The 26,670-nt window shown below is 74.5% G+C and carries 15 protein-coding genes and 1 pseudogene; 7 read left to right on the top strand and 9 right to left on the bottom strand.

Annotated features, from left to right (window positions below; translation table 11 throughout):
• Nucleotides 1–149: 149 nt before the first annotated feature.
• Nucleotides 150–1,466, top strand: coding sequence for an SUMF1/EgtB/PvdO family nonheme iron enzyme (locus ETAA1_RS04170; protein ID WP_202920649.1), 1,317 nt, complete (start codon nt 150–152; stop codon nt 1,464–1,466).
• Here the strand turns inward: ETAA1_RS04170 and ETAA1_RS04165 are convergent.
• From ETAA1_RS04165 to ETAA1_RS04140, 6 genes are all read right to left on the bottom strand, one after another.
• The gene (locus tag ETAA1_RS04165; RefSeq protein WP_145234579.1) at nt 1,463–2,248 is read right to left on the bottom strand and encodes a type II secretion system F family protein; all 786 of its coding nucleotides are present in this window, start codon (nt 2,246–2,248) and stop codon (nt 1,463–1,465) included. The genes ETAA1_RS04170 and ETAA1_RS04165 overlap by 4 nt on opposite strands.
• A gap of 144 nt (nt 2,249–2,392) precedes the next feature.
• On the bottom strand, nt 2,393–7,405 hold the full coding sequence (locus ETAA1_RS33340) for a caspase family protein (RefSeq protein WP_145234577.1): 5,013 nt from the start codon (nt 7,403–7,405) through the stop codon (nt 2,393–2,395).
• 30 nt (nt 7,406–7,435) lie between these two features.
• Nucleotides 7,436–9,100 (bottom strand): DUF4062 domain-containing protein, encoded by a 1,665-nt coding sequence (locus ETAA1_RS04155; RefSeq protein ID WP_145234575.1) that lies wholly within the window; start codon nt 9,098–9,100, stop codon nt 7,436–7,438.
• 27 nt (nt 9,101–9,127) lie between these two features.
• Nucleotides 9,128–11,116, bottom strand: coding sequence for an adenylate/guanylate cyclase domain-containing protein (locus ETAA1_RS04150; protein ID WP_145234573.1), 1,989 nt, complete (start codon nt 11,114–11,116; stop codon nt 9,128–9,130).
• Between the two features lie 19 nt (nt 11,117–11,135).
• Nucleotides 11,136–15,179, bottom strand: a complete 4,044-nt coding sequence (locus ETAA1_RS04145; protein WP_145234571.1) for a tetratricopeptide repeat protein — start codon at nt 15,177–15,179, stop codon at nt 11,136–11,138.
• Nucleotides 15,180–15,303: 124 nt separating this feature from the next.
• A complete protein-coding gene (locus ETAA1_RS04140) occupies nt 15,304–16,260 on the bottom strand; it encodes a LysR family transcriptional regulator (protein WP_145234569.1) in 957 nt (318 codons plus the stop codon).
• Nucleotides 16,261–16,393: 133 nt separating this feature from the next.
• On the opposite strand from ETAA1_RS04140, the gene ETAA1_RS04135 reads away from it, so the two are divergent.
• From ETAA1_RS04135 to ETAA1_RS33755, 4 genes are read left to right on the top strand one after another with little or no spacing between them, the layout of a single operon-like run.
• Nucleotides 16,394–16,870, top strand: a complete 477-nt coding sequence (locus tag ETAA1_RS04135) for an NUDIX domain-containing protein (protein WP_145234567.1) — start codon at nt 16,394–16,396, stop codon at nt 16,868–16,870.
• 12 nt (nt 16,871–16,882) lie between these two features.
• The gene (locus ETAA1_RS04130) at nt 16,883–18,694 is read left to right on the top strand and encodes an NUDIX domain-containing protein (RefSeq protein ID WP_145234565.1); all 1,812 of its coding nucleotides are present in this window, start codon (nt 16,883–16,885) and stop codon (nt 18,692–18,694) included.
• Nucleotides 18,691–19,548, top strand: coding sequence for a tetratricopeptide repeat-containing protein (locus tag ETAA1_RS04125; protein WP_202920648.1), 858 nt, complete (start codon nt 18,691–18,693; stop codon nt 19,546–19,548). Before ETAA1_RS04130 ends, ETAA1_RS04125 begins: the two co-directional genes overlap by 4 nt.
• On the top strand, nt 19,545–19,712 hold the full coding sequence (locus tag ETAA1_RS33755) for a RyR domain-containing protein (RefSeq protein WP_202920647.1): 168 nt from the start codon (nt 19,545–19,547) through the stop codon (nt 19,710–19,712). Before ETAA1_RS04125 ends, ETAA1_RS33755 begins: the two co-directional genes overlap by 4 nt.
• A gap of 209 nt (nt 19,713–19,921) precedes the next feature.
• Here the strand turns inward: ETAA1_RS33755 and ETAA1_RS04120 are convergent, their stop codons facing one another.
• Nucleotides 19,922–20,230, bottom strand: a complete 309-nt coding sequence (locus ETAA1_RS04120) for a hypothetical protein (RefSeq protein ID WP_145234563.1) — start codon at nt 20,228–20,230, stop codon at nt 19,922–19,924.
• Between the two features lie 335 nt (nt 20,231–20,565).
• Between ETAA1_RS04120 and ETAA1_RS04115 the strand changes: the two genes are divergently transcribed.
• A protein-coding gene (locus ETAA1_RS04115; RefSeq protein WP_238389368.1) for an IS630 family transposase occupies nt 20,566–21,703 on the top strand; the annotation gives its coding sequence in 2 pieces (ribosomal slippage) (nt 20,566–21,008 and nt 21,007–21,703; 1,140 coding nt in all).
• Nucleotides 21,704–23,206: 1,503 nt separating this feature from the next.
• On the opposite strand, the pseudogene ETAA1_RS33750 reads toward ETAA1_RS04115, so the two are convergent.
• Nucleotides 23,207–23,503: pseudogene (locus ETAA1_RS33750) on the bottom strand (ECF-type sigma factor); the annotation flags it as partial.
• 218 nt (nt 23,504–23,721) lie between these two features.
• Here ETAA1_RS33750 and ltrA point away from each other — a divergent pair.
• Nucleotides 23,722–25,479, top strand: coding sequence for a group II intron reverse transcriptase/maturase (gene ltrA / locus ETAA1_RS04105; RefSeq protein WP_390621231.1), 1,758 nt, complete (start codon nt 23,722–23,724; stop codon nt 25,477–25,479).
• A 256-nt stretch (nt 25,480–25,735) separates the two neighbouring features.
• On the opposite strand, the gene ETAA1_RS04100 is transcribed toward ltrA, so the two are convergent.
• On the bottom strand, nt 25,736–26,605 hold the full coding sequence (locus ETAA1_RS04100) for a hypothetical protein (RefSeq protein ID WP_145234557.1): 870 nt from the start codon (nt 26,603–26,605) through the stop codon (nt 25,736–25,738).
• Nucleotides 26,606–26,670 lie beyond the last annotated feature (65 nt).

Below are 26,670 nucleotides of genomic sequence, written 5' to 3'. Positions count from 1 at the left end.
GTAAGTTGTCCGACGGGCAGGAACACTCGGCCCGCCAGGCCACGCACGGTTTCGCGTGCGGCCCGGCCGGGTTCCAGTAGTATGGACACGATCGCCACCGCCGCCGGGGAGCGATGCCTACCGCGGGGCGAGGCGCGGGAGAGGTACTCGTGCCCCAGATCTTCATTTCTTACCGGCGGAACGACACCCCCTACGTCCCCCACCTGCTCCGCGACCGGCTGGTGGAGCACTTCGGCCCCGGGACGGTGTTCATGGACATCGACACCATCCCCCCCGGCGCCGACTTCGTCGAGCACCTCGACTTCCACATCCGGTCCTGCGGCGTCCTCCTGGCCGTCATCGGGGACGGCTGGCTGGGGGCGACGTTCGAGGACGGACCCCGCGCCGGGGCCCGGCGGCTCGACGACCCGACCGACTTCGTCCGCCTCGAGGTCGGCGTCGCCCTGAGGCGGGGCATCCCGGTCGTCCCGGTCCTGACCGGCCGCGCCACGATGCCGGCCGCGGCCGACCTGCCGGCCGACCTTCAGCCACTCGCCCGGCGGAATGCGATCGAGGTGCGGGCCGGCCGCGACTTCCCCGCCCACGTGGACCGGGTCGTGCAGGGGGTCGAGGCGGCGCTCGCGCTCGTCCCCGGCGCCCCCGCCGGCCGCGGGCCCGAGGCGCCCCTGCCGGGCGCCGGCTCCGCCCCGGCGGAGGCGCGGGAGCGCCAGCTCCGGTGGGCGAGCTTCCACCAGCTCCCGGCCGAGGTGGTCACCGCGACCGGGATGCGCTTCGTGTGGATTCCGCCCGGCCACTACCGGATGGGGAGCCCGCCGGACGAGCCCGGGCGGCGGGACACCGAGGGCCCACACCCGGTCACGATCGCGGCCGGCTTCTACATGGCGACGACGCCCGTGACGCAGGCCCAGTGGCGTGCGGTCATGGGCGCCGACGGGAGTCGTTTCCGCGGCGACCTGCACCCGGCGGAGTCGCTCTCCTGGGACGCCGCGGCCGAGTTCTGCGCCCGGCTGCGGCGGTCCGACGGCCGGCCGTACCGGCTCCCGACCGAGGCCGAATGGGAGTACGCGTGTCGGGCCGGGGCGGCGACCGCGTACCACACCGGGGAGGGGGAACCGGCGCTGGCGGCCGCGGGCTGGTACGCGGGGAACAGCCAGGGCCACACCCACCCCGTGGGCCGGCTCGCGCCGAACGCCTGGGGGCTGTTCGACACGCACGGCAACGTGTGGGAGTGGTGCCAGGACTGGTACGCCGGGCCGCTCAAGGGCGGGGTGAACCCCACCGGGCCGGCCCACGGGTCGTCCCGGACCCTGCGCGGCGGGAGCTGGAAGGACGCGGCGCGGCACTGCCGCGCGGCCCGCCGGCTGAGTTACGCCCCGGGCTACCAGGACGAGACGATCGGCTGCCGGGTGTGCTTCGGCGCGGCCGAGGCGACGGGCGACACCGGCGGCGGCCCCGCGGCGGGTTAGCGGTCGCGGGCCGCCCGGTACGCGACCCAGAGCGCGCCCGCCCCCCACGCGGCCAGGGCGACGGCCCCGGGGCGGACCCCGTCGGCCGGCTCCCAGAGTCGCACGACGGCGTCCGCGCGGACGTGCCAGGCGATCAGGAGCGCCGCCGGCGGGAGACACGACACGAGCAGGGCGTCGAACAACATCGCGGACTTGACCGCCGCGGCGTACCCGAGGGTCGCCCGCCGGGCCCGGATGAGCGACGCGAGCCGGTCGAGGATCTGGTCAAGTTGACCCCCGGAGTTCCGCTGCAACTGGATGGCGACGGTGAACAGGCGCAGCTCGGGCGAGCCGACCCGTCTCAGCATCGCGGTCAGGGCCTCGTCCAGCGGGACGCCCAGCAGCTGCTCCTCGTAGACCCGGCCGAACTCGGCCGCGCTGGGGGGCGCCATCTCCTCCGCGACGACGGTCAATCCCGCGGCGAGGCTGTGTCCGGCTTGCAGCGCGCTCGCGACGAGCGCCAGCGCGTCGGGGAGTTGGGCCTCGAACCGCCGCCGCCACGCCCGGTACCGGAGTTCGAGCCAGACCCAGGGAAGGGGGAACGCGATCGCGGCGTCGAGGAGGGCCAACCCGACCCGGTCGGTCAGGAGCCAGATCGCCGCGCCACACAGCGACCCCGCGAGCAGGCCCACGACGCACATCCCGGCCGGCGACAGGGGGCTATTCCGCCGCTCGCACCAGTCCGCCAGGGCACGAAGCCACGCCCAGCGGGGCGGCGGTCGGGTGATTGGGTCGTCGGTCACGGACGTCCCCCCGCGGCAGCGTGCCGGCCGAATGTGGGGCCGGCTTCCAGCCGGCCAGGCTCTGGCCGGCAGCGTGCCGGCCCCACACCGACCCGCGCAGCGTGCCGGCCAACAGAACGTTCGCCTCCGCACCCGCCGACGCCGTCACCGCGGCTGGGGCGGGAACGGGAACGGCTGCGGCGCCCGTTCCATCGGGCGCGGGTTCGGCGGCGGCGGATTCGCCCCCGGCCCCGGCTGGCCGAACGGCCCGAACCCGGGCCCCATCTCGAGGAACCCCGGCCCGCCGAGGGGGCCGCCGAACCCGCCCTTCGCGGGCGGCGGCGGCGCGGCCCGCTTCACGACGGCGGCCACCGGGTGCGGCCCGGCCGGGTCGAGCCGCCACACCTCGACTGCGGCCGGCGAGCCCGTCGCCAGCCGGGCCTCGTCTGGGCTGAACGCGAGGAAGTCGTCCCCCTCGACCGCCCACCGGCCGACCAGCTTGCCCGAGTCGGTCTCCCAGAGGCTGACGTACTGCCCGCCGGCGGCGGCGAGGAGCCGACCGCCCGGGCCGAACGCGAACGCCCTCACGGCCCCCGCCTCGTGGACGAACGTCCGCTCCGCCAGGCCGGTGCGGCGCCACAGGACCAGGTTGGCCCCGTCGCGGGTGAGCAGAAGGCGGTCGTCGGGGGTGAACCCGGCCACCGGCGGGGACGCGAACCCGGCCGTCCCCTTCCCGGTCGCGACCTCGTAGACCGCGGTCGAATCGGGGTGGACGGCGAGCTCGCCGCTGCGGTGCGAGAACGCGGCCGGCGTGGGCCGCCCGTACAGGCCGCCGACCGCCGCCCCCGGCACGCGCGCCCCGGTCGTCAGGTCCCACACCACCTGCCGGTCGAGGAACGGGACCACGGCGTACTTCAGGTCCGGGCTCGGCGTCAGGCCCGGCCCGGTCGCGGCCGGCTTCACGGCGGGGAGGGCGAGGCGGGCGGCGCGGGTCGTGGTGTCCACCACGGTCGGCCCGGCCTTGTGCATCGTCGAGAGGAACGCGGACCCGTCGGCGGCGAAGAAGCCGACCGGGTTCTCGGCCAGCACCCGGGCGGGCGCCTCGTTGAACCCGCGCGACCGGATCGCCGGCCGGTACGGGAGCACGTCGGCCCAGGTGGCGAGCGCGGCGCCGCGGTCGGCGTCCCAGAGGGCGACGGCGGCGCCCGCCTGGTCGGCCGTCGCCGCCAGGAGCAGCCCGTCGGGCCGGAACGCGACCGCCTCGACCGCCTTGCCGGCGGGCGCGGCGAACCGGTGGGCGCGGGTGCCGGGGGGGGCGGCCGCGTAGCGGCGGGCGGCCTCGGGGTGCGCCGCCGCGAAGGCGGCGGCCTTCGCGGCGAGCGTCTCGCGCACGCCGGTGCGGCCGGCCGCGAGCGCGTCCTCCCGCGCCTGGTCCTTCACCGCCCGGGCCTGTTCCAGCTCGGCGAGCCGGCGCTCGAACACCTCGCCGGCGGCCGCCTCCTGTCGGGCCGCGGCCTCGCGGAGGCGGCGCGCCGAGTCCGCGTCCACGGCCCCCGCGGTGAGGAGCGGGAACCCGGTGCCGGTCCCGCCGAGTACCACCTGCTGCGGGGTCGGGGCCAGCTCGCCGGGCTTGGGGAACGCGGCCCACACTCCCGGGGCGTGGTCGCGGGCGAAGCGGAGCCAGGCGGCGGCGTCCACCGGGCCGCTCCGCGCCACCCGCGCGTCGCCGAGGTAGTCGTTCTTCTGCGGGTCGAGCGACTTGAGGAGCGTGTAGGTGAGGACGCCGTGTTCGAGCTCCTTCGCACCGTTCGCGGCCCCGGCCGCCGACGCCGCGGCGAGCGTGAGCACCCCCTGCGACCGCGCCGACCGTTCGACCGCCCCGCGGAACGCGAACGCGCTCGCCGGCCCGCCGCCGAGCCCGACCGCCGAGCCGGACTGGCAGGTGTCGAAGATCAGCACCCGGTTCAGCGCCGGCACGCGGGCCGCGGCCTCGGCGAGGTCGTCCACCGACAGGCCGTCGCGGCGGATGTCGGCGTCCCGGTCGGCGGACGCGGTGTAGTCGTGCGGGAGGAGGTAGTAGCGCTGGCCGAGTGTGGCGCCGTGGCCGGCGGCGAAGAAGACGAACACGTCTTGCGGCCGTGCGATCTTTGCCACCTCGTACAGCGCGCCGACGATCCCGCTCCGGGTGGCCTTCGCGTCGGTCAGCTCGCGGACCTCGCCGGGGTCGTAGGCCGCGGCGGGGCGGAGGCGGAGGAGCTCGGCCATCGCCCGGGCGTCGGGGGCGCAGAACTCGAGCGACCGCAGCTCCCCGCCCCGTGGGTACTGGTTGATCCCCACGACCACCGCGTGCAGCCGCGGCCGGGCGGCCGGGCCGGCGGCCTGGACGGTCAGCCCCGCCGGCTCGCCCTCAACCGCCCCGTCGGCCGTCGCCGCCCGCACCTCGAAGTGGTTCAGCCCGGGGGCCGGCGCCAGCTCGAACCGGCAGCGCAACACGCCGCCCTCGCGCAGGACGTTCGCCGGGGTGCCGGCGGCGACCCGGTTATGCAGCAGCGTCGGCTCGCGAGCGCCGCCGCTGCGGTCGGTGACGGTCACGTCCAGGGCCACGAGCCCGGCGGGCGGGTCGGCGGCGAGCGCGACCGCGACCGTCGGCGCCGCCTGAGCCGGCGCGGGCGCCGCCCCCGGGAGGTCGCCGCGGGCGAGTTCGGCGAGCAAGCCAGGGCGGTACAGGTCGCGGAAGCGGTCGAGCGGGACGGTCCCGCTCGGCCCGCCGAGGAGTCGCCGGCGGCCGCCGGCCGAGCCGTCGAACAAGTCGTTGGCGGCGACCACGGCCCAGTCGAGGCCCCCGCCGTCGGCCACCAGCCGGGCCAGCTCCCGGCCGGCGTCGGCGTCCCACAGCCGGACCGTTCCGTCGAGCGCGGCGGTGACGACCAGCCGGCCGTTCGGGTGGACGGCCGCGGCGTGGACAGGCTTGGTGTGGCCGGCGAGCGCGGCCGTCTTCTTCCCGCCCGCCACGTCCCACACGGCGACGGCGTTGTCCTCCGCGGCGGTGACGAGCCGACGGCCGTCCGGCGAGAAGGCGACCGCGGTGACGAGCTTCGTGTGGCCGGCGAAGTCCGGCCGCGCCTGTCGGCGGACCACGTCCCACACCTTGACCTTGCCGCCCAGCCCCGCGGCGACGGCCCAGCGCCCGTCCGCACTGAGGGCGGCGACGTTCACCCACGGCCGACCACCCGGGTCGCCCGGGTCGAGCACCGCGACCGTCGCCCCAGCCGGTGTGCGGAGCAGGACCTGCCCCTCGGCGTAGGCGGTGAACAGCGTCTTTCCCTCCGGGGTGACGCCCACGGCCCCCAGGGTGTCGGCCAGCCCACCTGCCGGCGGGACGCGGGAGAACGCGCCCGTCGCCACGTCCCAGCCGTACAGCTCCTCGTAGAATTGCGAGCCGGTGTACACCCGCTTCCCGTCGGGGGAGAACGCGCCGGTCGTGACCCCGGCGAGCGGGCCGGCGTACGACGTCTTGGCCCGCGTCTTGAGGCGCGGGTTCTCGGGTAGGTGCGTGGTCTTCCCCGTGAGGCGTCGCACCGGCTGCCCGGTGCGCACGTCCCAGAGCACGGCGGTGTGGTCGAGGGAGCCGGTCAGCACGGTCTTCCCGTCCGGGGCGAAGGCCACGACCGGGACGGCGGCGGTGTGCCCGCGGAAGACGTGCGCCAGCCGGCCGTCGGCGAGCGACCACAGGTTCGCGGCGAACCGGTCGCCCGACCCGGTGACGAGGTGGGTGCCGTCCGGGCTGAACGCCACCGCCTGCACCACGTCCCCCATCCCGGCGTCGGCGTCGGGGGCCGGGCGGTCGGGGAGCGCGTGGGCGAACACCTTCCCGCCGCGGGTGCCGAACGCGAGCCGGGAGCCGTCGGCGGCGACGGCCACGCAGTCCACCGGCGACCCGTCCCCGCGGAAGACCGCCAGACGCCGCCCGGTGTGGACCTCCCACGCCGCCGCGGTGCCGTCCCACGACCCGGTCACCAGCACGCGCCCGTCGGGGCCGAAGGCGAGCGCGGCGACCAGGTGGTCGTGGCCGACGAACCCGCGCACCCGCTCGCCGGTCGTCAGGTCCCACAGGGTCGCCGTACCGTGCTGCTTTCCGTACCGCGACTCCTTTCGGCCGGCCGGCGTCTCGGCCGTCGGCTGCTCGACCGACCCGGTCGCGGCGAGGAGGCCGTCGGGGCTGACGGCGACGCCGGCGACCCGGTTCGCGTGCCCGCCCAGGGTGACCGCCGGCTTCCCCTCGGCCACGTCCCACAGGACGGCGGTGCGGTCGATCCCGCCGGTCAGGAGCCGGCGCCCGTCGGGGGTGAAGGTGGTCGCGAGGACCGGGCCGCGGTGCCCGACGAGGTCGCGGACCGGCCGTCCGGTGTGGGCGTTCCACAACACCACCTTGCCGTCCCCGGCGGCGGTGGCGAACCGCTTGCCGTCGGCCGCGTACGCGGCGGCCAGCACGCCGGCGTCGTGCCCTACGACGCGCCGCAACTGCTTGCCGGTGGCGTGCTCGGACAGGATGGCGGAGAAGTCCCCCCTGCCGTCGCCGCGGAGCATGTCGGACAGCCCGACCGACGGTCCGGGGTTGCGGATCATCACGCCGCGCTCGGTCTCGACGTGCTCCAGCGCGTCGTCCTCGCCCACGTCCTTGAGAATCTCCTCGGGCGTCAGGTCGGCCTTCACCCGGTCCCCGGCGGCCGTCAGGACGGTTTCCCCCTTCGGACTGTAGGCCACGGCCGTCGCCTGCCCCGCGTGTTTCGACAGCACCCGCCCGCGGCCGCCGGTCGCGAGGTTCCAGGCGACCGCTTCCCCGGTCGTGGTGGACACGGCGAGTTCGGTCGGCTGCGTCGGGTGGAAGGCGACGGCGGTGACCCGCGCGCCGACCGTCAGCATGCGGGGCGGGGCCGCAGGGCGCGGAGCCGCCCCGGGCACGTTTGCCGGTGTCGAGGCCTGGCCGACGAGCTCGATGGTCATCGGCCGGCGGGCCGGCGCGGGGTCGGGTCGCGCGGCGGGTGCGACCACCGCGACCGGCGCGGGTTCGGGCGCGGGCGCGTCGCCGGGCCCACCGATGGGGCGGAGGGCGAGGTACAGCCCTCCGGCAGCGGCGACGAGGACCACCGCCGCGGTCACCAGAACGGCCCTGGGCATGACGAGCCTCCCGTTGTTCCGCCGAGCCGCCTACTCGTCCACCGCGTAGCGGACGTGCAGCGACGCCCGCCGCCGGCCGACCTGCATCTCACGCACCTGCGCGACTACGGCCGTCGCCTCCCCGCGGCCGATCCCGTAGGTGGGCACGCTCCGGGCCTCGGTGCCGCGCTCGTCGGCCGGCGGGGCGCCCTCCCAGGCCGCGTGGAAGTAGGCCGAGACGACCCCAACCCCTTCCGTCTGCTTGCGCTCGCCCGCGACCGACCGCTCGAACTCGGTGACGACGAACGCCTTGTTCGTCCCGGCCCCACCGTCGCCGTGGGTGTACCACCCCTCCACGTCCCGCTCCCCGCCGGCCGGCACCCGCACGCACCGGAGTTTGGGGTCACTGCCGTCGACCACGTTCTCGCCGTCCACGGTGACCTCGACCGCAGCGTCGTATGCGGCGCGGTTCGTGAGGCGGATGGCGAACTCGTCCCCCTTAGCCATCGTGGCCCACGCCCGGCCGTCCGTCAGCCGGAGCGGGAACGGGGTGGCGCTGCCGCGGCGGACGAGGGCGAGGGCGAACGGGCTCGCGCCCCCGGCGCGGGCGCCGCCGAGGTCGAGCACCGGGGTGGCGGCCTTCTCGACCTGGGCCTGCCGGGCGTAGAGCGACGACCCGGCCCCGACGTCGCCCACTACCGTCCCGCGGAACCGGGCGGCGGCCAGCGGCTCGGGCACCCCGACGGCCACCCGGAACGACGGCGCGTCCGCGCCGGCGGGGTACACCGACGCCTGGATGATGGGCCCCAAGAACTTCTTCCCCTTCAGCGTCGGGCTGTCGATCGCGGCGACGGTGTAGGCGCCGGCGAGGACCGGACCGCGGTCAGCGTCGCGGACGCGGACCCCGCGTGCCAGGAGGCGGGGTGTGAGTTGGAACTCGATGCCGGGCCCCTGGTGCGACCGCTCACCGGTGAAGTCGGCGAATCCATCGCAGCGGAGTCCGTCGGCCCCGGTCGCGGCGAGGTGCCCGGCGACGAGTTCGGCGAGCCGGTCGTACGCGGCCGACTCCGACGCCACCGCCTCAGGCGCCAGCCCGGGGTCGTACCGGTCGCGCACCGGCGGCCGCGCGGCAGCGACGGCGCCGGCCGGCGCCCGCCAGGGTGCCCACGCCACCAGCCCGACGACGACGGCGACGGCGAGCACGCCGGCCGCCGCGACCGCCCTGCGACCGCGCGACCGCGGCGGCGGGAATTCGAGCAGGGCGACGTGCTGCGCCAGTTCGGCGCGGTCGGAGAACGTCGCGGTGTCCTGGTTCAGCCGCTCCAGCTCGGCCCGGTGGCGGCGCTGAAGGTCGCGGGCGCCCTGCGACTCCTTCGGCCTCTCGTCGAACTCCGTGTTCGCGGCGGCGAGGAGGATGTACACCGGCTTCCGGTGCGCCCGGGCGAAGTGGTACTCCCACTGGGTGAACGACCGGCGCGGCTGCCCCGACGGGGGCGGCGACGGCTCCGCGCCGTAGGCGATCCCGACCAGGCAGACGACCGCGTCGCACGCCGCGACCTTCGCCTCCAGCTTCTCCAGGATCGTCTGGCTGGTGAGGGCGAAGTGGTCCTGCTCGACCGGATGGCAGCCGCGCTGCAGCAGCACGCGGACGACCTCGGCCCGGTACGACCCGAGGTCGGCGGACGTGCCGCTCACGAAGACCGCCCTGGCGCCCATCACTCGTCTCCCGATCTGCGTCCCACCCTACCCGCCAGCCGGCCCGCCCGCAACGCGCCCGGCCGCGGGGGCCACCCGGAACAGCGGCAGCGGGCCGCCGCCCTTCGGCAGCTGCTCGACGCCGACGAAGTCGCAGTCGAACCGGCCCGGGGCGTGGACCGCCAGCTGGGCCGCGCACTGCTCGCTCGCGTACGCACACCCCGGCGTGGTCACCGGCTCGATCCGGGCGGCGCGGTTGACGTGCCGGCCGAACACGTTCCGGCCCTTCAACACCGGGTCGTCCGCCCGCTCGAACACCGGCCCGACGTGCAGCCCGACCCGCAGCGGGTTCGGGTCCGGGAAGCCGACCGCCTGCCAGTCGGCCGCCGCCGCCTCGAACCGGGCGAGGAGGCCGGTCGCGAACTCCGCCGCCTCCACCGCCCCCGGGAACACGGCGAAGAACCCGTCGCCCCACGTGTTGGCCATCAGCGCCGCCGGGCCGGCGGTCGCCAGCGCGCCGGCCAGCAGGTCCGAGAACCGGGTGAAGAACGCCGGCGCGAACTCCTCGCGCATCCGGCTGAAGGCGGCCACGTCGGCGAACAGCATCGCCCGGATCGGTCGGGGCAGCGTGGCCGCCGGCGGCTCCCACCCGCCGGCCGACCAGCCCGGGTGCGCCGCCGCCGCCGCGTACCCGCGGACCGCCGCCAGGTCGATCGTCCGGCACGGCCGCCCGGCCGCCGTCCACTGCTCGCGGAAGTGCCGCGCCCCGCCGGGCGCCGCCGGCGCGGCCGGGTCGAGGAGCACGACCGCCTCGGGCGGGAACCCGAACTGCGCCGCCCGGACGACGGCCATCCCCTGAATCACCTCGTTCGTGTACGCGAACAGCTGGTCGGACCCGAGGTACGGCTCCTCCGTCGCGTGGTGGACCTGGTCCGGCCGCAGCCGGCCGAGGACCGCGGCCGCGCGGTCGGCCCAGTGCCGCAGCTCGGGCCGCCCGTAGTCCACGCTCGTGCGGCGGAAGTCGTCGGCGGCGCACGGCAGCACGACCTGCAGGTCGGCCCCGCGGGCGAGGAGTTCTTCCGCGAACAGCACGTCGGCCCCGCCGGCGAGCGACCCGAACGCGAACCGCGCGTTCGCCGCGTCGAGCGCCGCGCGGACCGCCGCACGGACGCGCTCGACGAGCGCGGGGTCGTCCGGGAAGCGGGCCGGGGCGCCGGGCGGGTCAATGCGGTGGCCGGAGTAGACGACGACGTTGCCGAGCCGGGCGTGAACCCAGGCGAGGTCGCCGCCGACGCCGGCCGCCGCGAGCAGCCGCAGGTTGCCGATCAGCGCCGCCAGCGAGCCGTAGTCCTCGGCGGCGAGCATCCGGCCGACGGCGGTCTCGAAGTGCGACGCAGCCGGCTCCGGGCGGCCGGCAACCAGTTCCGCCTCGCCGGCCGTCGCGTGCGCCCAGTAGTCGTCGGCGGCGGGGCGGACGGCGGCCAGCACGGCGTCGGCGTGGCGGCGCGCCCCGGCGGCGTCGCCGGCGAGGAGGCGCATGGTCGCGGCGTTCACCAGCGGGTAGGTCGCGTCGGGGGCGTGGGCGGCGGCGGTCTCATACCAGTCGGCGCTACCGGCCGCCAGCGCCGCGCGCGCCGCCGCGTCGGGTTCGCGGCGGAAGCGGTCCTTCAGGAGCCGGCCGCGAAGGGCGATCACGTCGGCGGTCAGGCGGTCGAGGCCGGTCGGGCCGGCGAGGCGCTCGCGCAGCAGCGGCCCGAGGGCGTGCTCGGCCGACCCGGCATTCCCGCCGCGAGCGAACCCGAGGGCGACGAGGTAGCGGAGCTCGGCGTCACCGGGGTAGGCCGCGACCCCGCGGCGGGCCAGGCTGAGCCCCTGGGCGGGGTGGCCACGGGCGATGAGCCGCGCCGCGAACGCCCGGTACAGCCGCGGCCCGTGCGGGTCGGCGTCCCACGCGGCCGGGTGGCGGTCCGGGTGGGCGGCGGCGAACTGATCGAGGACCGGCCCTGGGCCGGGCGCCAGGTCGTCGGGGGTGGGCACGGGTCGCCTCCGGTGCGGCTCACGGCTCGCGGTACGCCTTCCCGTCTTCGTACAAGGCGAGGCGATCGGCGCCCGCTTTGCCGGCAGCGGCGGCGTACTCCCGGTCGGCGAGCGCCTGCCGCTGGGCGCGGACGGCGGCGGGGAAGTCGGCGGCCTCGGCGTGCGCCGCGGCGAGGACGGCGAGGTCGCCCGGCCGCTTGCCGGCGCCGACGAGTTTGAGGGCGGCGGCGACGGCGGCCTTGCCGTCGCGGACGGCGGGGTCGGGGCAGGTGGCGAGGAGCCAGGCCTTGTCGCGGAGGGCGGGGGCGAGGTCCGGGGCGATGCGGAGGGCGGCGGACAGGTCGGCGGCGGCGAGGCCGAAGTCGCGGCGGCCGCGGTGGAGGGCGGACCGGCGGTAGAAGGTGTCGGCATGACCGGCGTCGAGGCGGATGGCTTCGGAGTAGTTGGCGACCGCGTCGGCGGCCAACCCGCGGGCGGCGTTGACCCGCCCGAGGGACCGCCAGGCGTTGACGAACCCGGGGTCGAGGCGGACGGCTTCGGCGAGGTCCGCGGCCGCGGCCGGCAGGTCGCCGAGTTGCTCCCGGGCGAGGCCGCGGTTGTTGACGACGTGCGGCAACCGCCGGCCGAGCCGGATGGCTTCGGTGTAGTCGGCGGCGGCCTTCGGGTAGTCGCGCAGCTCGAGGTAGCAGAGGCCTCGGAAGTCGTGGTTGGCGGCGTCGGTCGGGGCGAGGCGGATGGCGGCGGTGTAGTCCTCGGCCGCGGGGGCGAACCGCCTGAGCCGCCGCCGCAGGTCGCCGCGGTTGCCGTAGGCGCCGGCGTTGTTCGGGTCGAGCTCGATCACCCCGCCGTAGTCGTCGATGGCGGCCTCGGGTTCGCCGCGGAGGTCGCGGGCGACGGCCCGGCCGAACCGGGCGGGCGCGGACTTCGGGTCGGCGGCGAGGCGGTCGGTGAAGTACCCGACGGCGTGTTCGAGGGGCACGGCGTCGTCCTTGTCGAACCACACGTCGCGGCCGCCGTCGCGGACCTTCAGCCGGCCGCCGTCGTCGGCGAGAACGGTGTACGAGCCGTCTCGAAGCGGCTCGGCGGCCTTCCCGGGAATCGGGGGCCGCGGCCGGGCGAGGACGTCGAAGCGGGTCGGGATGACGGTCTTCCCCGCCCACGGCAGGTCGGCCCCGGGCGGCGGGGTGCGGGTGATCGTGACCGCGTCCAGCGCCTCGACGACGAGCCGGCGGACCCGCGGGTCGAAGTGCTGCACGCGGCCGGTCACGATCAGAGTCTTCCCGCGGTACGTCGTGATCCGGTTGAGCAGGGTGAATCCTTCGTTCCGCCCGGGTGCGGTCACGCGGAATTCGTACTCGCTCCAATCGCGGCTGCCGGCGGTGAAGGTGCGACTGCCGACGACCCGGAGTTCCAGCGCGGGACCCGTGACCCCGACCGCGGCTCGGAGGAGTTCGCGCTGGATTCGCTCCTGTTCTGCGACCACGCCCGGCAGGTCGGCGTGATCGAACTCGCCTTCGATGACCTCCGTACCGAGCGCGCCGAATGAACTGTCTCGCAGGAGGAAATGATGGTCGAGGGCATGGACCTGCACCTTGGCGTCGCCGGCCGCCCGGCGGACGTTCTGCTCCACCGCCGCGGGAATGGGCTCGGCCCGCCACACGCCGGGTAGGGTGAGGGTGTACCCCATCGCCTTGCCGTCGTACTTGGCCGGCCGGCCGGCGTTGGCGGCGGCGAGCACCTCGGCCACCGGGTCGGACGCGACGGGCGTGGGCGGCGGCGGGTTTACGACAAGCTTCGGCTCCCACGCCGGCGGATTCCCGATCGGGGTTGGCGGCAGGGTGGGTGGCGGGATGACGACCGGGGTTGGAGCCGGGCCGGTCACCCGTAGGGTCGAGAAGAACCGGTCGGCGAACGTCTTGTACGTCCCGCCGGACGGTACGGCGACTTCAGCGAACAGGGTGGCGTGCGGGGTCCGCCAAGCCCGCACGTGGTTGTACCCCGTCCCCCCACCGCCCGTGATGGTGAACTCGACTGCGAGCCATACCGCCCCATTCTCCCGTACCGTGATCGGGTCCGTGTGCGTCACGACTGCGTTCATTCCAGGGCGCTGCCGCCGCGCGGTCTCCTCGACCACCGTCCGGTAGTAGCTCACCACCGCCGCGTCGTTGGGGAACGGTGTCTCGACTACGTTGATGGCGATTTCGGCCAGACCGTCCCAGTAGCTGAACAGGTACTCGACGGCGTTCGTACCGGCGGAGGTCGTCTTCGGAACCCAGGCGGGGCCGAGGCGGAACTCGTACGGCATTCGCGTCCCTGTGTACGCACGGGCCGCCGGCCCGGTCGGGTCGTCTTCGGGCACCACCCGCGCGAGCGGTGTCCCGCTGACGCCGGCGCTTGCGTACCGCCAGGCCATGTCGGCGTAGACCGTGTTGGCGTTCAGGACGGCGAGCGGGAAAAGGGCCATCACGGTCGTGACGACGAGGGAAGCGGCCGTGTGCCCGGGGTACGCGCGCGGCCGGGCCGGGGGGGGCCGGTCGCCCCCGGCCAAGCCCTGGATGTAGCTGCCGAACGTCCGCCGCGTATCGACCGCGTTCCCGGTCAGCGGCCACAGCACCGGCGACTTCAGGCATAACGCCTGTACCCGGGGCGTGCCGTCCGGCTCGAAGTAGACGAACCCGTGCCGATCCCAGACTGGGATGATTTCCGGCAGGCGGACGCCGCGGCCGGCGACCCGGGCGCGGAACTGCTCGTAGCCGTTCGGGTCGCCCCGGAATTCGCGCATGTCCAGCAGCACCCGGTGCCGCGGCACCCGGGCGAACACCTGGTCGATCTCCCACTGCACGCCGGGGCTATTCGACGGCATCAGGATGACCGCCTGGCTGCGGCCGAGGTAGTCGAGAACCACCTGCTGCCACTTCTCGTCCGGGACGTACATCTGGTCCGGCCCGGGGGTGGCCAGGGCGTCGCCGGGGCGCCCGATCGCCACAAGCGGGCCGAGCCGCCGGAACCCGATGGCGAACACTTCCGCCACGGTGTCGGCCCCGGCGTTCAGCAGCATCCGCAGAAGCCGGAGGGGATGGAGGTAGCCCGACTGGGTGAGGTCCTTCACCAGTTCGGTCATGTCTCGATTCCACCACCCCTTGCGGTTCTCCTTGTGCCGCCACACCGGCTTCACCCCGTGGACCCGGGCGAGAAAGGTTTCCGGCTGGAGCGTCCGCCGGCCGTCGGTGTCGAACCCGCGCAGGTAGAGGATCGGGGGCCGGTCGTCGGGGTGCTTGCCCGGGTCGAACGTGCGGGCGCCGAGTTGATACCCTCGGTAGATGAGGACTGCCCCGACCCCGTATGCGAAGGGGGGGAGGAAGAAGCACAGGAACTTGCTGCTCGCCCAGAGCCGGTCCCACGCATCACTCATCACGAAGGCGAACATCCCGCCGAGGACGCACAGCCCTATGAGTTTCAGCACCGCCCCGAGCACCCGGGACCGGTAGGGCTTCCGCCCGGCCCGCCCCCGTCGGGGCGGCTTCGGCGGGGCCGGCTGTTCGTCGGGCGGGACCACCGTCGAGCGGGACCGGTCGGGCAGCTTCCCGGCCAGGGCGAGGAGGACGTTACGGCACTGGGCGACCGGGACGGTCGAGTCGTGTTCCTGCGCCCCTCGGCGGAACCGGACGCGGGCCTGGCCCGAGGCCTCGGGCGTGACCTCGGCGGCGGCGATCTCGTCCCACCCCGCGCGGAAGGTGACGGTCGGCCGCCGACCGGCCGGGTCGTCGTCCGGCTCGGCCGGCGGGGCCTCGGCCGCGGTGAGGGTCACCCCGTCGGCGTCGAGCCGCAGCGCGCGATACCGGCCGCCGATCTCCCGGACCCGGATGATGGGGAACATCGCCTCGGCTGGCACCCCGGTGTCGGCCTCCGGCTCCGGTTCCGCCTCCGGGGCGGGGCGCGGGGGACTCGGCACCTCGCCTTCCAGCAGCAGGGCGGCGGCGCGGTCCTCGTCCGACAGCGCCGGCTCGGGCGGGAGATCGTCGGCCGGCAGGAGGGCGTCGTCGGGCGCGGGTGAGTCGGGCACGGGTTCACTCCCGGGAGTGCGGGGAGAGACGCACGCCACTGATCGTACACGACCCGCCGGCCGGCTGACGCGAGTTTCCGCCTCGTTGCCTGACACGCTGCGATACGTCAACCAACGGGCACCGTCAGTCCGGCCCCGCCGCGCCCCCCAGTGCCGCCCGGAAGGCGTCGATGAGTTCCGCCCGCTCGCCGGCGTCCGCCAGCCGCACGACGTACACCCGGTTCGACGGCCGCAGGTCGGCCGCCAACGCCCTCACCCTCACCCTCACCCCGAGCCCGGCTGCGACCGACCGGGGGAGGAGCCCGACGCCGAAGCCCGCGGCGACGTACCCGGCCAGGACGCGCCACCCGCCGGCCTCCACCGCCACACGAGGCGCCGCCGTCGGGACGCGGCGGCGGACGAGTTCGTCCCAACGGCGGCGCACGGCCGAGTCGCCCTCAGGAAGCACGAGCGTCCAGCCGACCGCTTCGACGGCGGTGACGGGTCGCGCGGCGTCGGCGAAAGCGGCGGCCCAGTCGGAGCGGATCGCGCACGCGGCGACGAGTTCGTCTTCCGCCAGCGCCTCGACCAATACCGGCCGGCGGGCGACCTCGCGCACGGCGGCGGGGGTGTCGGTCACGAGCGCCAGGTCGAACCGGCCCACGGCCACGCCCTCGACCCGGGCGCGGCCGCGCGCGACGACCACGCGCACTGCAGCCGCCGGGTGTTCGCGGCGGAACCGGGCGGCGGCGGCGAGCACGATCCCGCCCGCCGCCTCGTGGCCGCACGCGACGGTCACCGCCGGCTCGCGGTCGGCGGCGGCGAGGGCCGCAAACCGGTCCCACCCGGCGGCGGCCTCGGTCGCGGCGGTGAGCATCCGCCGCCCCTCGTCGGTCGTCACGAACCGCTTGCCGCGTTTCGCCAGCCACGGCCGCGGCACCGCGGGTGGGCAGCCGCGGGCCAGCGGGCGCAGACGCTTCGACACGCTCGCCTCGTTCAACCCGAGCTCCCGCGCCGCGGCCGTGACCGACCCTTCGTGACGGACTAGGGCCACGAACGTGCGGCACAGCTCGGGGCTGAGCACATTCTTCGTCGCCGCCACGGGCCGACTCCGGTTCTTGCCCGACAGTTGGGATTACGCTGCCGGCGGGGCAATCATCGTGTTTTCAGCTTCGATCGGCCAGCGGCGCGGGTATCATCGACCGAGACCGACACCAACCCGTTGGAGGTGCCCCGTGGCCGAGCCGTTCCCGGTCGTAGACGTCGCCGTCGTCCTCATCGCTGACCCCCGCGGGGAGCGGCTGCTAGCCGACTTCAATCCAGACTGGGGGAGCTTTACCCTGCCGATGAGCAAGGTCGCCGTCCTCCCGCCGGCGTCGCCAGGGGCGGCCCCGACCGCCGAGAGCCCGGCGCGGGCCGCGGCGCGGGCGGCCGCCGAGGTGTTCGGCCGGCCGGTCGACGCGGCGGCGCTGGTGAAGCTCCACGCGGAGGTGCCGCCGTACCAGCAGAGCGGCCGCGACGGTGAGTGGAAACGCTACCGCTATCACCTGTTCGCCAGCCGCGTCGGGGCCGAGCCGCGGCCGCTCCCGGGGCACGTCGCGGTGTGGCTCACGCCCGCCGAGTTCACCGACCACGAGCCCGTCTCGGAGACGGCCCGCCACGTCCTCGCGGTGATGTCGCTGGCTGACGTCCGCCGCGCCGTCGGCATGTGAACGAGGGCGCACGTGCGAACTTCTGTTGCCGGCCTCGCCCTCATCCGCCGCGGCCGACCTGCCGAGTACCTGGCGCAGTGGAGCGACACCTGGCAGCGACTGGCGCTCGTCGGCGGGCACGTCGAGGGCGGCGAATCGATCCGCGAATGTTGCGTCCGCGAGGTCGAGGAGGAACTCGGCCTCGCCGCCGGAACCGACTTCCGCGTCGCCGCCGCGCCGGTGGCCCCGACCTGCGAGTACCGGGCGCAGTCCGGCTCGGCCGGGGTCGAGACACTCTACCGCGTCGAGCTGTACGACACCGAGTTGCTAACCACGCGGGCCGCGGCGGCGGTCGCCGCCGACCCGGCGAACCGGTGGCTGACGCTGCCGGAAATCCTCCGCGGGGCGGCGGCCGATGGCCGGCCCGTCTCGGCCCAGGTGGAAACCGTCTTCCGGCTCGCCGGGGTCATCCCCGACCGGCCCCGCGACTTCCGAGGTTCGACCGTGCCGACTGTCGTGTGGACCCACCGCGCCGAGCGCCGGCTTCAGGACCACCTGATCCGCGCCGAGGGCTCAGCCGCCGGCCTCGCCCACACCCTCGCCGACTACGACGGCCGCATCGCCGCCGCCTTCCCGAATGCGACGGCCGTGCTGGCGCTCGACGTGTACGCCGGGTTCCGCCCGCGGCCCGGCGAGGTCATCCTCCGGGTGGACGTGCGCGACGACCGCGAGCCGGGCACCTACATCGTGAAGCTCGCCGCGCACGATCGGCTGGCCCAGGAACTCGGGGCGTGGGCGGCGTGCCGGCCGGTCGGGTTCCGTGCCGACGCCGTGTTCATGGCGCTCGAACCCCGCTTCCACGCGAACACGCCGACGCAGCTCGCCGCGCTCGCGTACCAGGACGCGGGGCCGCACATCGGCGTGGACGAAGTCATCACGCTGGAGGTCGCCGTGCTGCGGGCGGTGCGGCTCGGCTCGCCCGACCTGCGCTCAGTCCTCCAGTCGCTCGACCAGTTATTCGCGCAGCTCGGCCGGGTGCTCTATACGGCGACGCGACCGGCCGACCCGGACGCCGCCGGCGTGGCGCTGAACCCGCTCCGAGGCGGCCCGCGGCGGCGGCTCAGCGACGCACTCGCCCGGTGGGAGTCGGCGGCCGACGCGGTTGAGGTTCGACAGCAGGTCGGGGCCGCGTTCCCGCCCGAATGCGATCGGTACCTCGACCCGGTTGATTACGCCAAGTTCCTGGAGGCCGAGGTCGCCGACGGAGAGTCGCCGGACCAGATTCTGCCGCGCACCCTCCGAGGCCGCGCCCACGGCGACCTGCACGGGCGGAACGTGCTCGTCGGCGTGGAAGACAACCAGGCCGGCTCGCCCGCGCTGTTCGACTACGAACACGCGTCGTGCGACAACCTCGTCGGGTGGGACTTCGTCAAGCTGGAGACCGAGCTGAAGGTCCGTGCCGCCGCCGCGCTCCACCCGACCGGCACCCTCGCCGAGTTCGCCGCCGTCGTCGAGGCCTTCGAGACCCGGCTGGCCGCCGCCACCCGCGACGCGCACGAGTCCGGCGTGTGGATCGACGCGGTCTCGTCGGACGCGACGCGGATCGGGTGGGACCGGCTGGCGGCCGTCGTCCTGGCCATCCGCCGCCACGCCGCGACGCACCTCGGCCTGCGCCCGAACCGCGTCCACGAGTGGCTGAAGGAGTATGACTACCTCCTGACGTGCTACGGGCTGACGACCGTCGGGTTCGAAAACCAGACACCGCGGGAGCGGGCCGCGGCGTTGGTGTCGGCCGGGGTGGCGGCCGTCCAGTACGAGCGGACGCGGCCGGGAGGCGTCGCATGACCGACCGCGTCGTCGAGCTGCTGGGGCGGCGGTACCCGAGCCACCATCACCTCCTCAGGGTGGCCCGGCAGTGGAACCGGGGCTCCGACCCCGCCGACCTCGACGCGGCCGGGGATCTGCTGGCCGCGATCACCGCCCCCGACCGCTACCCGACGGCGCTGCACCTGTGGTTCGAGCGGGCTTTCAACCTCATCCGCCGCGGCCGACCCGCCGACGCCGAGGACCTACTGGCGGACGTGGACCGGCGGTTCGGCGGCCGGCTCGACGAAGACACGTACTGCCTGTGGGCCCGGCTGCCGAAGGACCGCGGGCACATTCACCTGGACGACGGGCTGTCGCGGCCGGCCGGCGACCCGGGCCGCAACCTCGCGTTCGAGCTGGCCGACGAGCAGTACGCGACGGCCGCCGGCCGGTACCGCCGGGCGTGCGAGCCACCCGGGTCGGGGTACCCGGCGGTGAACGTCGCGTTCCTGGTGTTCGTCCGCGCCGCCCTGGCGCTGGCGCGGGGGCGGCTCCCCGCGTCGGAGGCGCTCGCGGCCGAGGCCCGGCAGCGCGCCGAGGCGCTCCTCGCCCCGGACCTGGCGCGGGCGCGGCGGCAGGCCGACGACCACATCTGGCACCTGGCGACGCGCGGCGAGGCGGCGGCGATCCTCGGCCGGTGGGACGACGCTGTCGCCCACTACCACGTCGCCGCCAGCCACCCGGACGCCCAGCCGCACCACCCGCAGAGCATGGGCGGCCAGCTCCGCCGCGTTACCCAGGCGCACGGGCTCCTCGGCCAGCCGGTCCCCGCCGACTTGCACGGCCGGTTGCCCCCGCTCAGTCCGTTCCTCCGACCCACGGCCGGCGATTGACGTACACCCCGCGGCCACTCGACACCTCGGCCGTCGAGTTGACGCCGGACGTGCTGGCGCTGTCGGAGCGGCCAGCCGAGCACGCGCACGACATGTGGGCGCTTAGCTCGACTGGTGCCGATTCTGCGCGGCCGCCCGCGGCGAGTTACCATGAGGGTTGCTGAAGCTCTCCTGGCCCTCGCCCGCGGACGGCCGCCATGATTCTACCACCCGAAGCGCACTCCCTCGTCCAGGCTCTCGCCCTCCAGTTCACCAGCCCGACGTACCAGCGGTTCTCGACCTTCCTGGTCGGGGCGGTGCTCACGACCGGCCGCCGCACCGTCGCCAACCCTCTCCGCACGCTCTGGCAACTGGGACCCGGGCACCCCACCGACTACCGCAGCGTCCTGTCCCGCGCCCCGTGGTTCGGGCTCCGTCTCGAATGCGCCCTTGCCCGGTTGTCGCGGACGTGGTTGGCGAACCGCGGGTGCTTGCTCAGGGCGATGTCGGCCCAGATGACCTCCCGCCCGACCAGGTCGAACACCGCCGCCAGGCAAATGCGGGTGTCCGCCGCCACGTCCACCCTGTCCACCACCGTCTTCGGCTCGAACACCTCGCCGGAGGCCGGCTCCGCCCGGCCCATCCACCCGGCAAAGCACTCGGGCAGGTCGCGGTACGGCTGCTCCGTAAAGCTGTTGAGCACCTGGACTCCCGTGGGCGGGACTTCACCGACCCGGTCCCGCTCGCCCCGCCGGACCCGGTCCCGCCGCCCCCCGAACTGGCGGGCATGCACCTCAACGACTGGACGCTGGCGTTTCGCCGGCGGCCCGCTCAGTGACCCGGATCGGTCGCCCCCTCCCGCGCCGGGTCATCCCGCCACCCGCCCGGCTTCCTGCCGGCCGGCCGCGACGCCCCGCGGCAGCGGGTCGGCCGCGATGATCTCCCCGGTCGACTCCTTCGCCCCCTAGTCGGCTGACGCTTTCGAGTTGCGGACAGCCCCCCGATCAGCTCCACTGGGGCGATCGGGAGGACTCCGGCGTGAAGAAGTATGTCGTGACGCTGACCGCCGACGAGCGGGTCGAGCTGACCGGGTTGCTGGCGGCCGGGCGGACGGCGGCCCAGAAGGTGGCCCACGCCCGCATCCTGCTCAAGGCCGACACCGCCGACGGCCGGCCGGGGTGGACGGACGACCGGATCGCCGAGGCCGTGGAGGTCAGCACCGACACCGTCGGGCGGGTCCGCCAGCGGTTCGTCGAGTCGGGGGTGGCCGCCGCCCTGACCCGGAAGGCCCAGGCCAAGCCGAGTCGGGAGCGGGTGCTGGACGGGGCGGCCGAGGCCCGACTCATCACCCTCGCCTGCTCCCCGCCCCCGGACGAGCGCACCCGGTGGACCCTGCGGATGCTGGCCGACAAGTTGGTCGAGCTGGAGGTCGTTCCCGCCGTCTCGGCCGAGACGGTCCGGCGGGTGATGAAAAAACGTGGTGAAGCCGCACCTGAAGGAGCAGTGGTGCCTGCCGGACGGCCCGAGCGGGGAGTTCGTGGCCCGGATGGAGGACGTGATCGAGGTGTACCACCGGCCGGCGGACCCGAAGCGGCCGCTGGTCTGCATCGACGAGTCGTCCAAGCAGTTGGTGAGTGAGGTCCGTGAGCCCCTGCCGACCGCCCCGGGCGCCCCGGCCCGGTACGACTACGAGTACAAGCGGGAGGGGACGGCGAACCTGTTCATGATCTCCGAGCCGCTGGCGGGTTGGCGGCAGGTGACGGTGACGGACCGGCGGACGGCGAAGGACTTCGCCGAGGTGCTGCGGTGGCTGGTCGAGGAGCGGCACCCCGGGGCCGACAAGCTGGTCCTGGTGACGGACAACCTGAACACCCACGACCCGGGGTGCCTGTACGAGGCGTTCGAGCCGGACCGGGCGCGGCGGATCGCCGCGAAGCTGGAGTGGCATTACACCCCGAAGCACGGGTCGTGGCTGAACGTGGCCGAGTGCGAGTTGGCCGCCCTGTCGGGTCAGTGCCTGGACCGCCGGATCGGGTCGGCGGCGCGGCTGAGGCAGGTGGTGACGGCGTGGGTGAAGGAGCGGAACGAGCGGAAGGTCGGAGTGAACTGGCGCTTCACGACGGCCGACGCCCGGGTCAAACTCCGCCGGCTCTACCCCGCACCTCAAAAGTGCTGACCGACTAGCAGCAGAAGGGCGCGGCCCCCTTCACCCGAGCGTGGGCCGCGGCGGGCAGCAGGCCGAGGGCTTCGATCCCCCGAAGGGAGCGGACCAGAGGCAGGGCGTCAGGCGCGCGCTCGGCCGGTGCGGCGGCGTCGGGATCACGGCCGGCATCGCCAGGACGACGGGGAGGGCGGGGGCGCGGCCACCCCCCTCCGGCCCCTCCGCGTCCGACTCCACTCACCCCATCTTTCCTAGCTTCACGCGCGGCGCCCAATCGGCCATGACCACGTACGCCCTCGACGCCCGCCAGGAACGCCCCGGCGACAGTTGCCCCCTTAAGGGGGTGTGGCAGCCCCTCCCAGGGGGGCTTACCCCTCCTCTGTGCGGCCAGACGGGCGGCGGAGCCGCCCCCCGCCCCCCATCGTGTCTCGACCGCCCGGCCCGCCCTGGAGCAGTTGCTGCGACCCTCCCCGAGCCGCCGGGCGGGCGGTGGTCCTGGTGCGGGGGGCTGCGGCTGTGCCCCGGCCCCGGAAAGGGCGGTGACTCGTGCTGCCGAGCCGGGACGACCGCGCGGGGTGCGGCCGACGCCCGGCAGTCGGGAGTGGTGGATCAGGGACGAGGCGGACGGCGGCAGCGGCCCTCCTCAGCGCGGCGGCGGTGGGGGGCCACAGCCGTCCGCCCCGTCCGGTCCCGCCGGGCGGCGGTCGCGGCGGTCGCGGCGCCGCGACCGGCGACGCACGGGCCGGACCCCGGGCTAGCAAGGCGGCCGAAGGGCCGGGCCGCGGCCGCCGCTTCGGGGATCAACGACCGCGACACCGGTCGGGCGGGCGGGGGTGCGGAGCACAAGCCGCCGGTCGTCCGGCCCCTCGCGGAGGGAGGAGTTGCGACCGTAGAGCCAGAGACACCGCACATGAAAGTGGAGGCGCCATCACGATTATGGAATCCGCCCGCCGCCGCCGGCTGCCCGGAGAAATTCGCACGAGTGTCAACGGTAGCAGAGGGCCGGCCCGGGTACCGTACCAGCTGGGTCAGGATGCTGTCCACCGCCCTCGGCCGGGCTGTGGCCCTGGCCTCCTGCGGGCTCGCGTACCGGCTGCTCGACTCTACACGCTGTTCCCGGCTCGGGTGGGCAACCCGGGGCCTGCGGCTCGACGGCAAGGTGTCGCGAGAGGTGATGACGCGCGCCCTCTCCATCGAGAAGGAGGACGAGCCGGAGGCAGTCACCCGGCGGGCCGCGAGTGAGGGCCTGTGGAGCCGGGCGTTAACGGCCTTCATCCGGGAGCCGACCGGGCACAGGGAGCCGACAGCGCGGGCGTCGAGGTGGCCAGCCGTGTCCGTGGCCTGGGCCGGCACCGGACGCAACACCCTCACGCGTGCCGCCCGCCCCAGTCCGCGAAGATCGCCCACGGCTTCCTGACCGACCTGGGGTCGGTAGTCCCACCGGCCGAGGCGACGGCGCAGACCGCAGGGCACCTGACGGCGGCCATCGCGTTCTCCTTCGCGTCGGGGTGAGAACGGATCGCCGCCGTGCCGCACGGTCGCCTTGCGGCGGGCGGCGTCCACCAGGATGCGGCGCATGGCCTCGGCGGCGGCGGCGAAGAAGTGCCCCCGGCCGTCGAACTGCTGGTCCCCGACCAGCCGCAGGTACGCCTCGTGGACGAGGGCGGTGGCGCCGAGGGTGTGGCCGGGGGCTTCGGATGACATGCGGGCGGCGGCGAGGTTCCGCAACTCGTCGTACACGAGCGGGAGCAGGGCGGCGGCGGCCTGGCGGTCGCCGGCCGCAGCGGCATCCAGAAGGCTGGTCACGTCGGACATGAAGACCGAGCATATCGCCGGTTGGGGGCGGGATCACCCGAAAACAGGCCCGGGTGAGCGGTCCGGCACCCGCACCGCCGGCCGGTGAGCGGCATGAAACGGGCTCCGAGAGCGTCATTTCACCGGACGGCTAGTGCGCCGGTTAAACCGGCGAGGAGTCGCGAATGGAAGAGTCGCACGGGGAAGGCCCAGCCAGCCACCCCGACCCCGAGTCATGCGTGGACGGCCGCAAGGCCGTCGGCGAAGCGTTGACAGGGGCACACGCGGGTCAGCCATCGAGCTGCGAAATCAGGTCCTCCGGGGTGCCGACGCCGTTAGCTGAGGCGGAAGGCCACACCGACGGCGACGTCACAGGCGAGCCGCTGTCGGACCCCGCGCAGTCGGAGACCCTGTACACGCGTGGAAACTCCTCGCACGGGAACCGGGAGATCCCAGCCCCACCCGCATCGGGCATCGCGGGTCGGCCAGAAAAGGCCACAAGCCGCACCTCTGGCGCGCACGGGGTTGGGAAGTCGGAGGGCGGCGTAGTACCGAAGAACTCGTCGAACAAGGGTGGGCTGGTGCCACCCGCGGAGACGGGGGAGGGAAGGCCACCCGCCGAGGGGAACACGACCAGTGAAACTGCGAGCCGGACGCAGAGCCGGGGTCTCGCATCGACGGATCTGGGACGTGTGCGTGAAGTCGCGCGCAAGGATAAGAAGGCGAGGTTCACTGCCTTACTGCACCACATCACCATCCCGCTGCTGTTCGAGAGTTTCTTCGCGCTCAAGCGCGGGGCGGCTCCGGGTATCGACGGGGTGACGTGGGAGCGGTACGAAGCCGACCTCGAAGATCGTGTCGTGGACCTGCACCGGCGGGTCCACGCGGGAACCTATCGGGCGTTGCCGTCCCGGCGTGTCTTCATCCCGAAGGCCGACGGGCGGATGCGACCGCTGGGCGTCGCGGCGTTGGAGGACAAGGTGGTCCAACAGGCCGTGGCGAAAGTTCTCGGGGCGATCTGGGAGGTTGACTTCCTGGGCCTGTCGTATGGGTTCCGCCCCGGGCGCGGCCCGCATGACGCGCTGGACGCGCTCTGGGTGGGGCTGATGCGGAAGAAGGTGAACTGGGTGATCGACGCAGACATTCAAGGGTTCTTCGATGCCGTGAGCCATGAATGGCTGTGGAAGTTCGTCGAGCACCGGGTCGCCGATCGTCGGATGCTCCGCCTGATCCGGAAATGGCTGAGGGTGGGTGTGTCCGAGGACGGTCAGTGGTCCAAGACGGAGGTCGGAACGCCGCAGGGTTCGGTGATTTCACCATTCCTCGCGAACGTGTACCTGCACTACGTTCTGGACCTGTGGGTCAACCAGTGGCGGAAGAGGAACGCGAAGGGCGATGTCCTCATCGTCCGATACGCGGACGATTTCGTCCTGGGCTTTCAGCATCGTCACGAGGCCGAACAGTTCCTGGGCGAACTCCGGGAACGGTTGGAGACGTTCGGCCTTCGCCTGCACCCCGAGAAGACGCGGCTCATCGAGTTCAGCCGGCTCGCGGCTTGGCGGCGATGGGAGCGGGGGGAAGGGCGGCGGGAATCGTTCGACTTCCTGGGTTTCACGCACCGCTGGGTGCGGAAGCACGGGAAGGAGGGGTTCATCGTGCGACGGACGACGGCGAAGAAGCGACTCCGAGCCAAGCTGACGGAGGTCGGCGAGACGTTGCGGAAGCACCGCCACGCTCCCCTCGGTCGGCAAGGCCAGTGGTTGGGCCGGGTGGTGCGGGGGTACTTCGCCTACCATGCCGTCCCGGGCAACATGGCGAGTCTGGCCGCGTTCCGGGAGCAGGCGGTCCGACACTGGCTTCAGGCGTTACGACGCCGGGGCCAGAAGGGCCGGATGAACTGGGAGCGGTTCCGCCCGCTGATTGCCTTCTTCGTTCCGCGACCCAAGATCCAGCATCCCTATCCGAACGTGCGGTTCGACGCCAAGCACCCGAGGTAAGAGCCGGATGCGGTAATTCCGCTCGTCCGGATCTGTGCGGGGGGCGGCCCGAAAGGGCCGTCCCTACCGCGACCAGAGCAGGCGGCTTTCCGTTGCCGTGCCCCCGTTTCCCGCCGCCATGCCCATCGCTGGGTTCGGGACCCAGAAGATGCGGCGCGGTGAGACGGGAGGGCCGACAGGAGTCGGGTGGGCGGACATGGAGCCTTGCGGAGTGCGGGACGGCGTCGCCGGCGGGGCCCACCGAAGTTGCTTTCGGTCAGCTCTCGGCCGGTCCGTCGTCCTCGGCGCGTCCGTCACCGCCGCGACCGATGGCGGAGTTGCGGCTGAACGCGCCGAACGCCCGGTACATCCGGAACGGCCCGCGAGCGTCGAGCACCTCGGCAGTCCGCCCCGGGTCGGCGGTCATCATGCCGAGCGGGTACCGGGCGAACTTCGCCACCGCCGCGGCCACCGTCCGGCGGGTCGGGCGGGCGACCTCGACCGACCCCGGGGTGCTCTCGTACCCAGCCGGGGCGAGAACAAGGGACCGGATCGACCACGACCACCCTCCAGAGGGCCGTGGCTGGACGGTGACCAAGAGGTACCCGCCGACCAGCAGGCCGCGCCGGGTGCGGACCGTCTTGTCAATCCGGTAGCTAGCCGCCGCCATCGCCTCGCCCGGAAGCCGGGCCGACGAGACCCCGGTGACCACCCGCACGAGCAGCCGGTTCGGCCGCTCGGCCGGAACCTCGCCCGCGCGCGCGTCGCCAGTCGCCAACAGCACCTCCCAGACCCGGTCGAACGTGGCCAGGACTCGGTCCCGCGACCAGCACCAGGGGCAGACGCCGGTGAGTCCGCAGGGCCGGACCGAACTGCGTTCGCCGTCGGCCGGGCGCGCGACTACGCCCGCCGGGGGGCAATTCCGGGCGTACTGGAACTTCAACCCCTGGATCGGCCCCCACCCCGCCTCGCGCAGTTGAGCGAGGCGGGTCCTCCACCTTCTGAGTACGGCCTTGGCAGCCGCCTCGACCGCGGCGTCGATTTGGAACTCGCGCTTGCCTGACACCCGGCAGAGAACGGCCTGGCGCTCCGCCATCGCGGCCGCGGACCGCGGCACGGACGCTACCACGAACCTCACGTCTGCCATCGGATCACCCTCGCGTCACTGGTGCATCCAGGGGGACTTTTCGGGCTCGGAGAGAGGCACCTCAG

The organism is Urbifossiella limnaea, assembly GCF_007747215.1.
GTDB classification, from domain to species: Bacteria; Planctomycetota; Planctomycetia; order Gemmatales; family Gemmataceae; genus Urbifossiella; species Urbifossiella limnaea.
The sequence above is the reverse complement of the archived record's forward strand: the minus strand, read 5'-3'. Positions and strand labels throughout refer to the sequence as shown.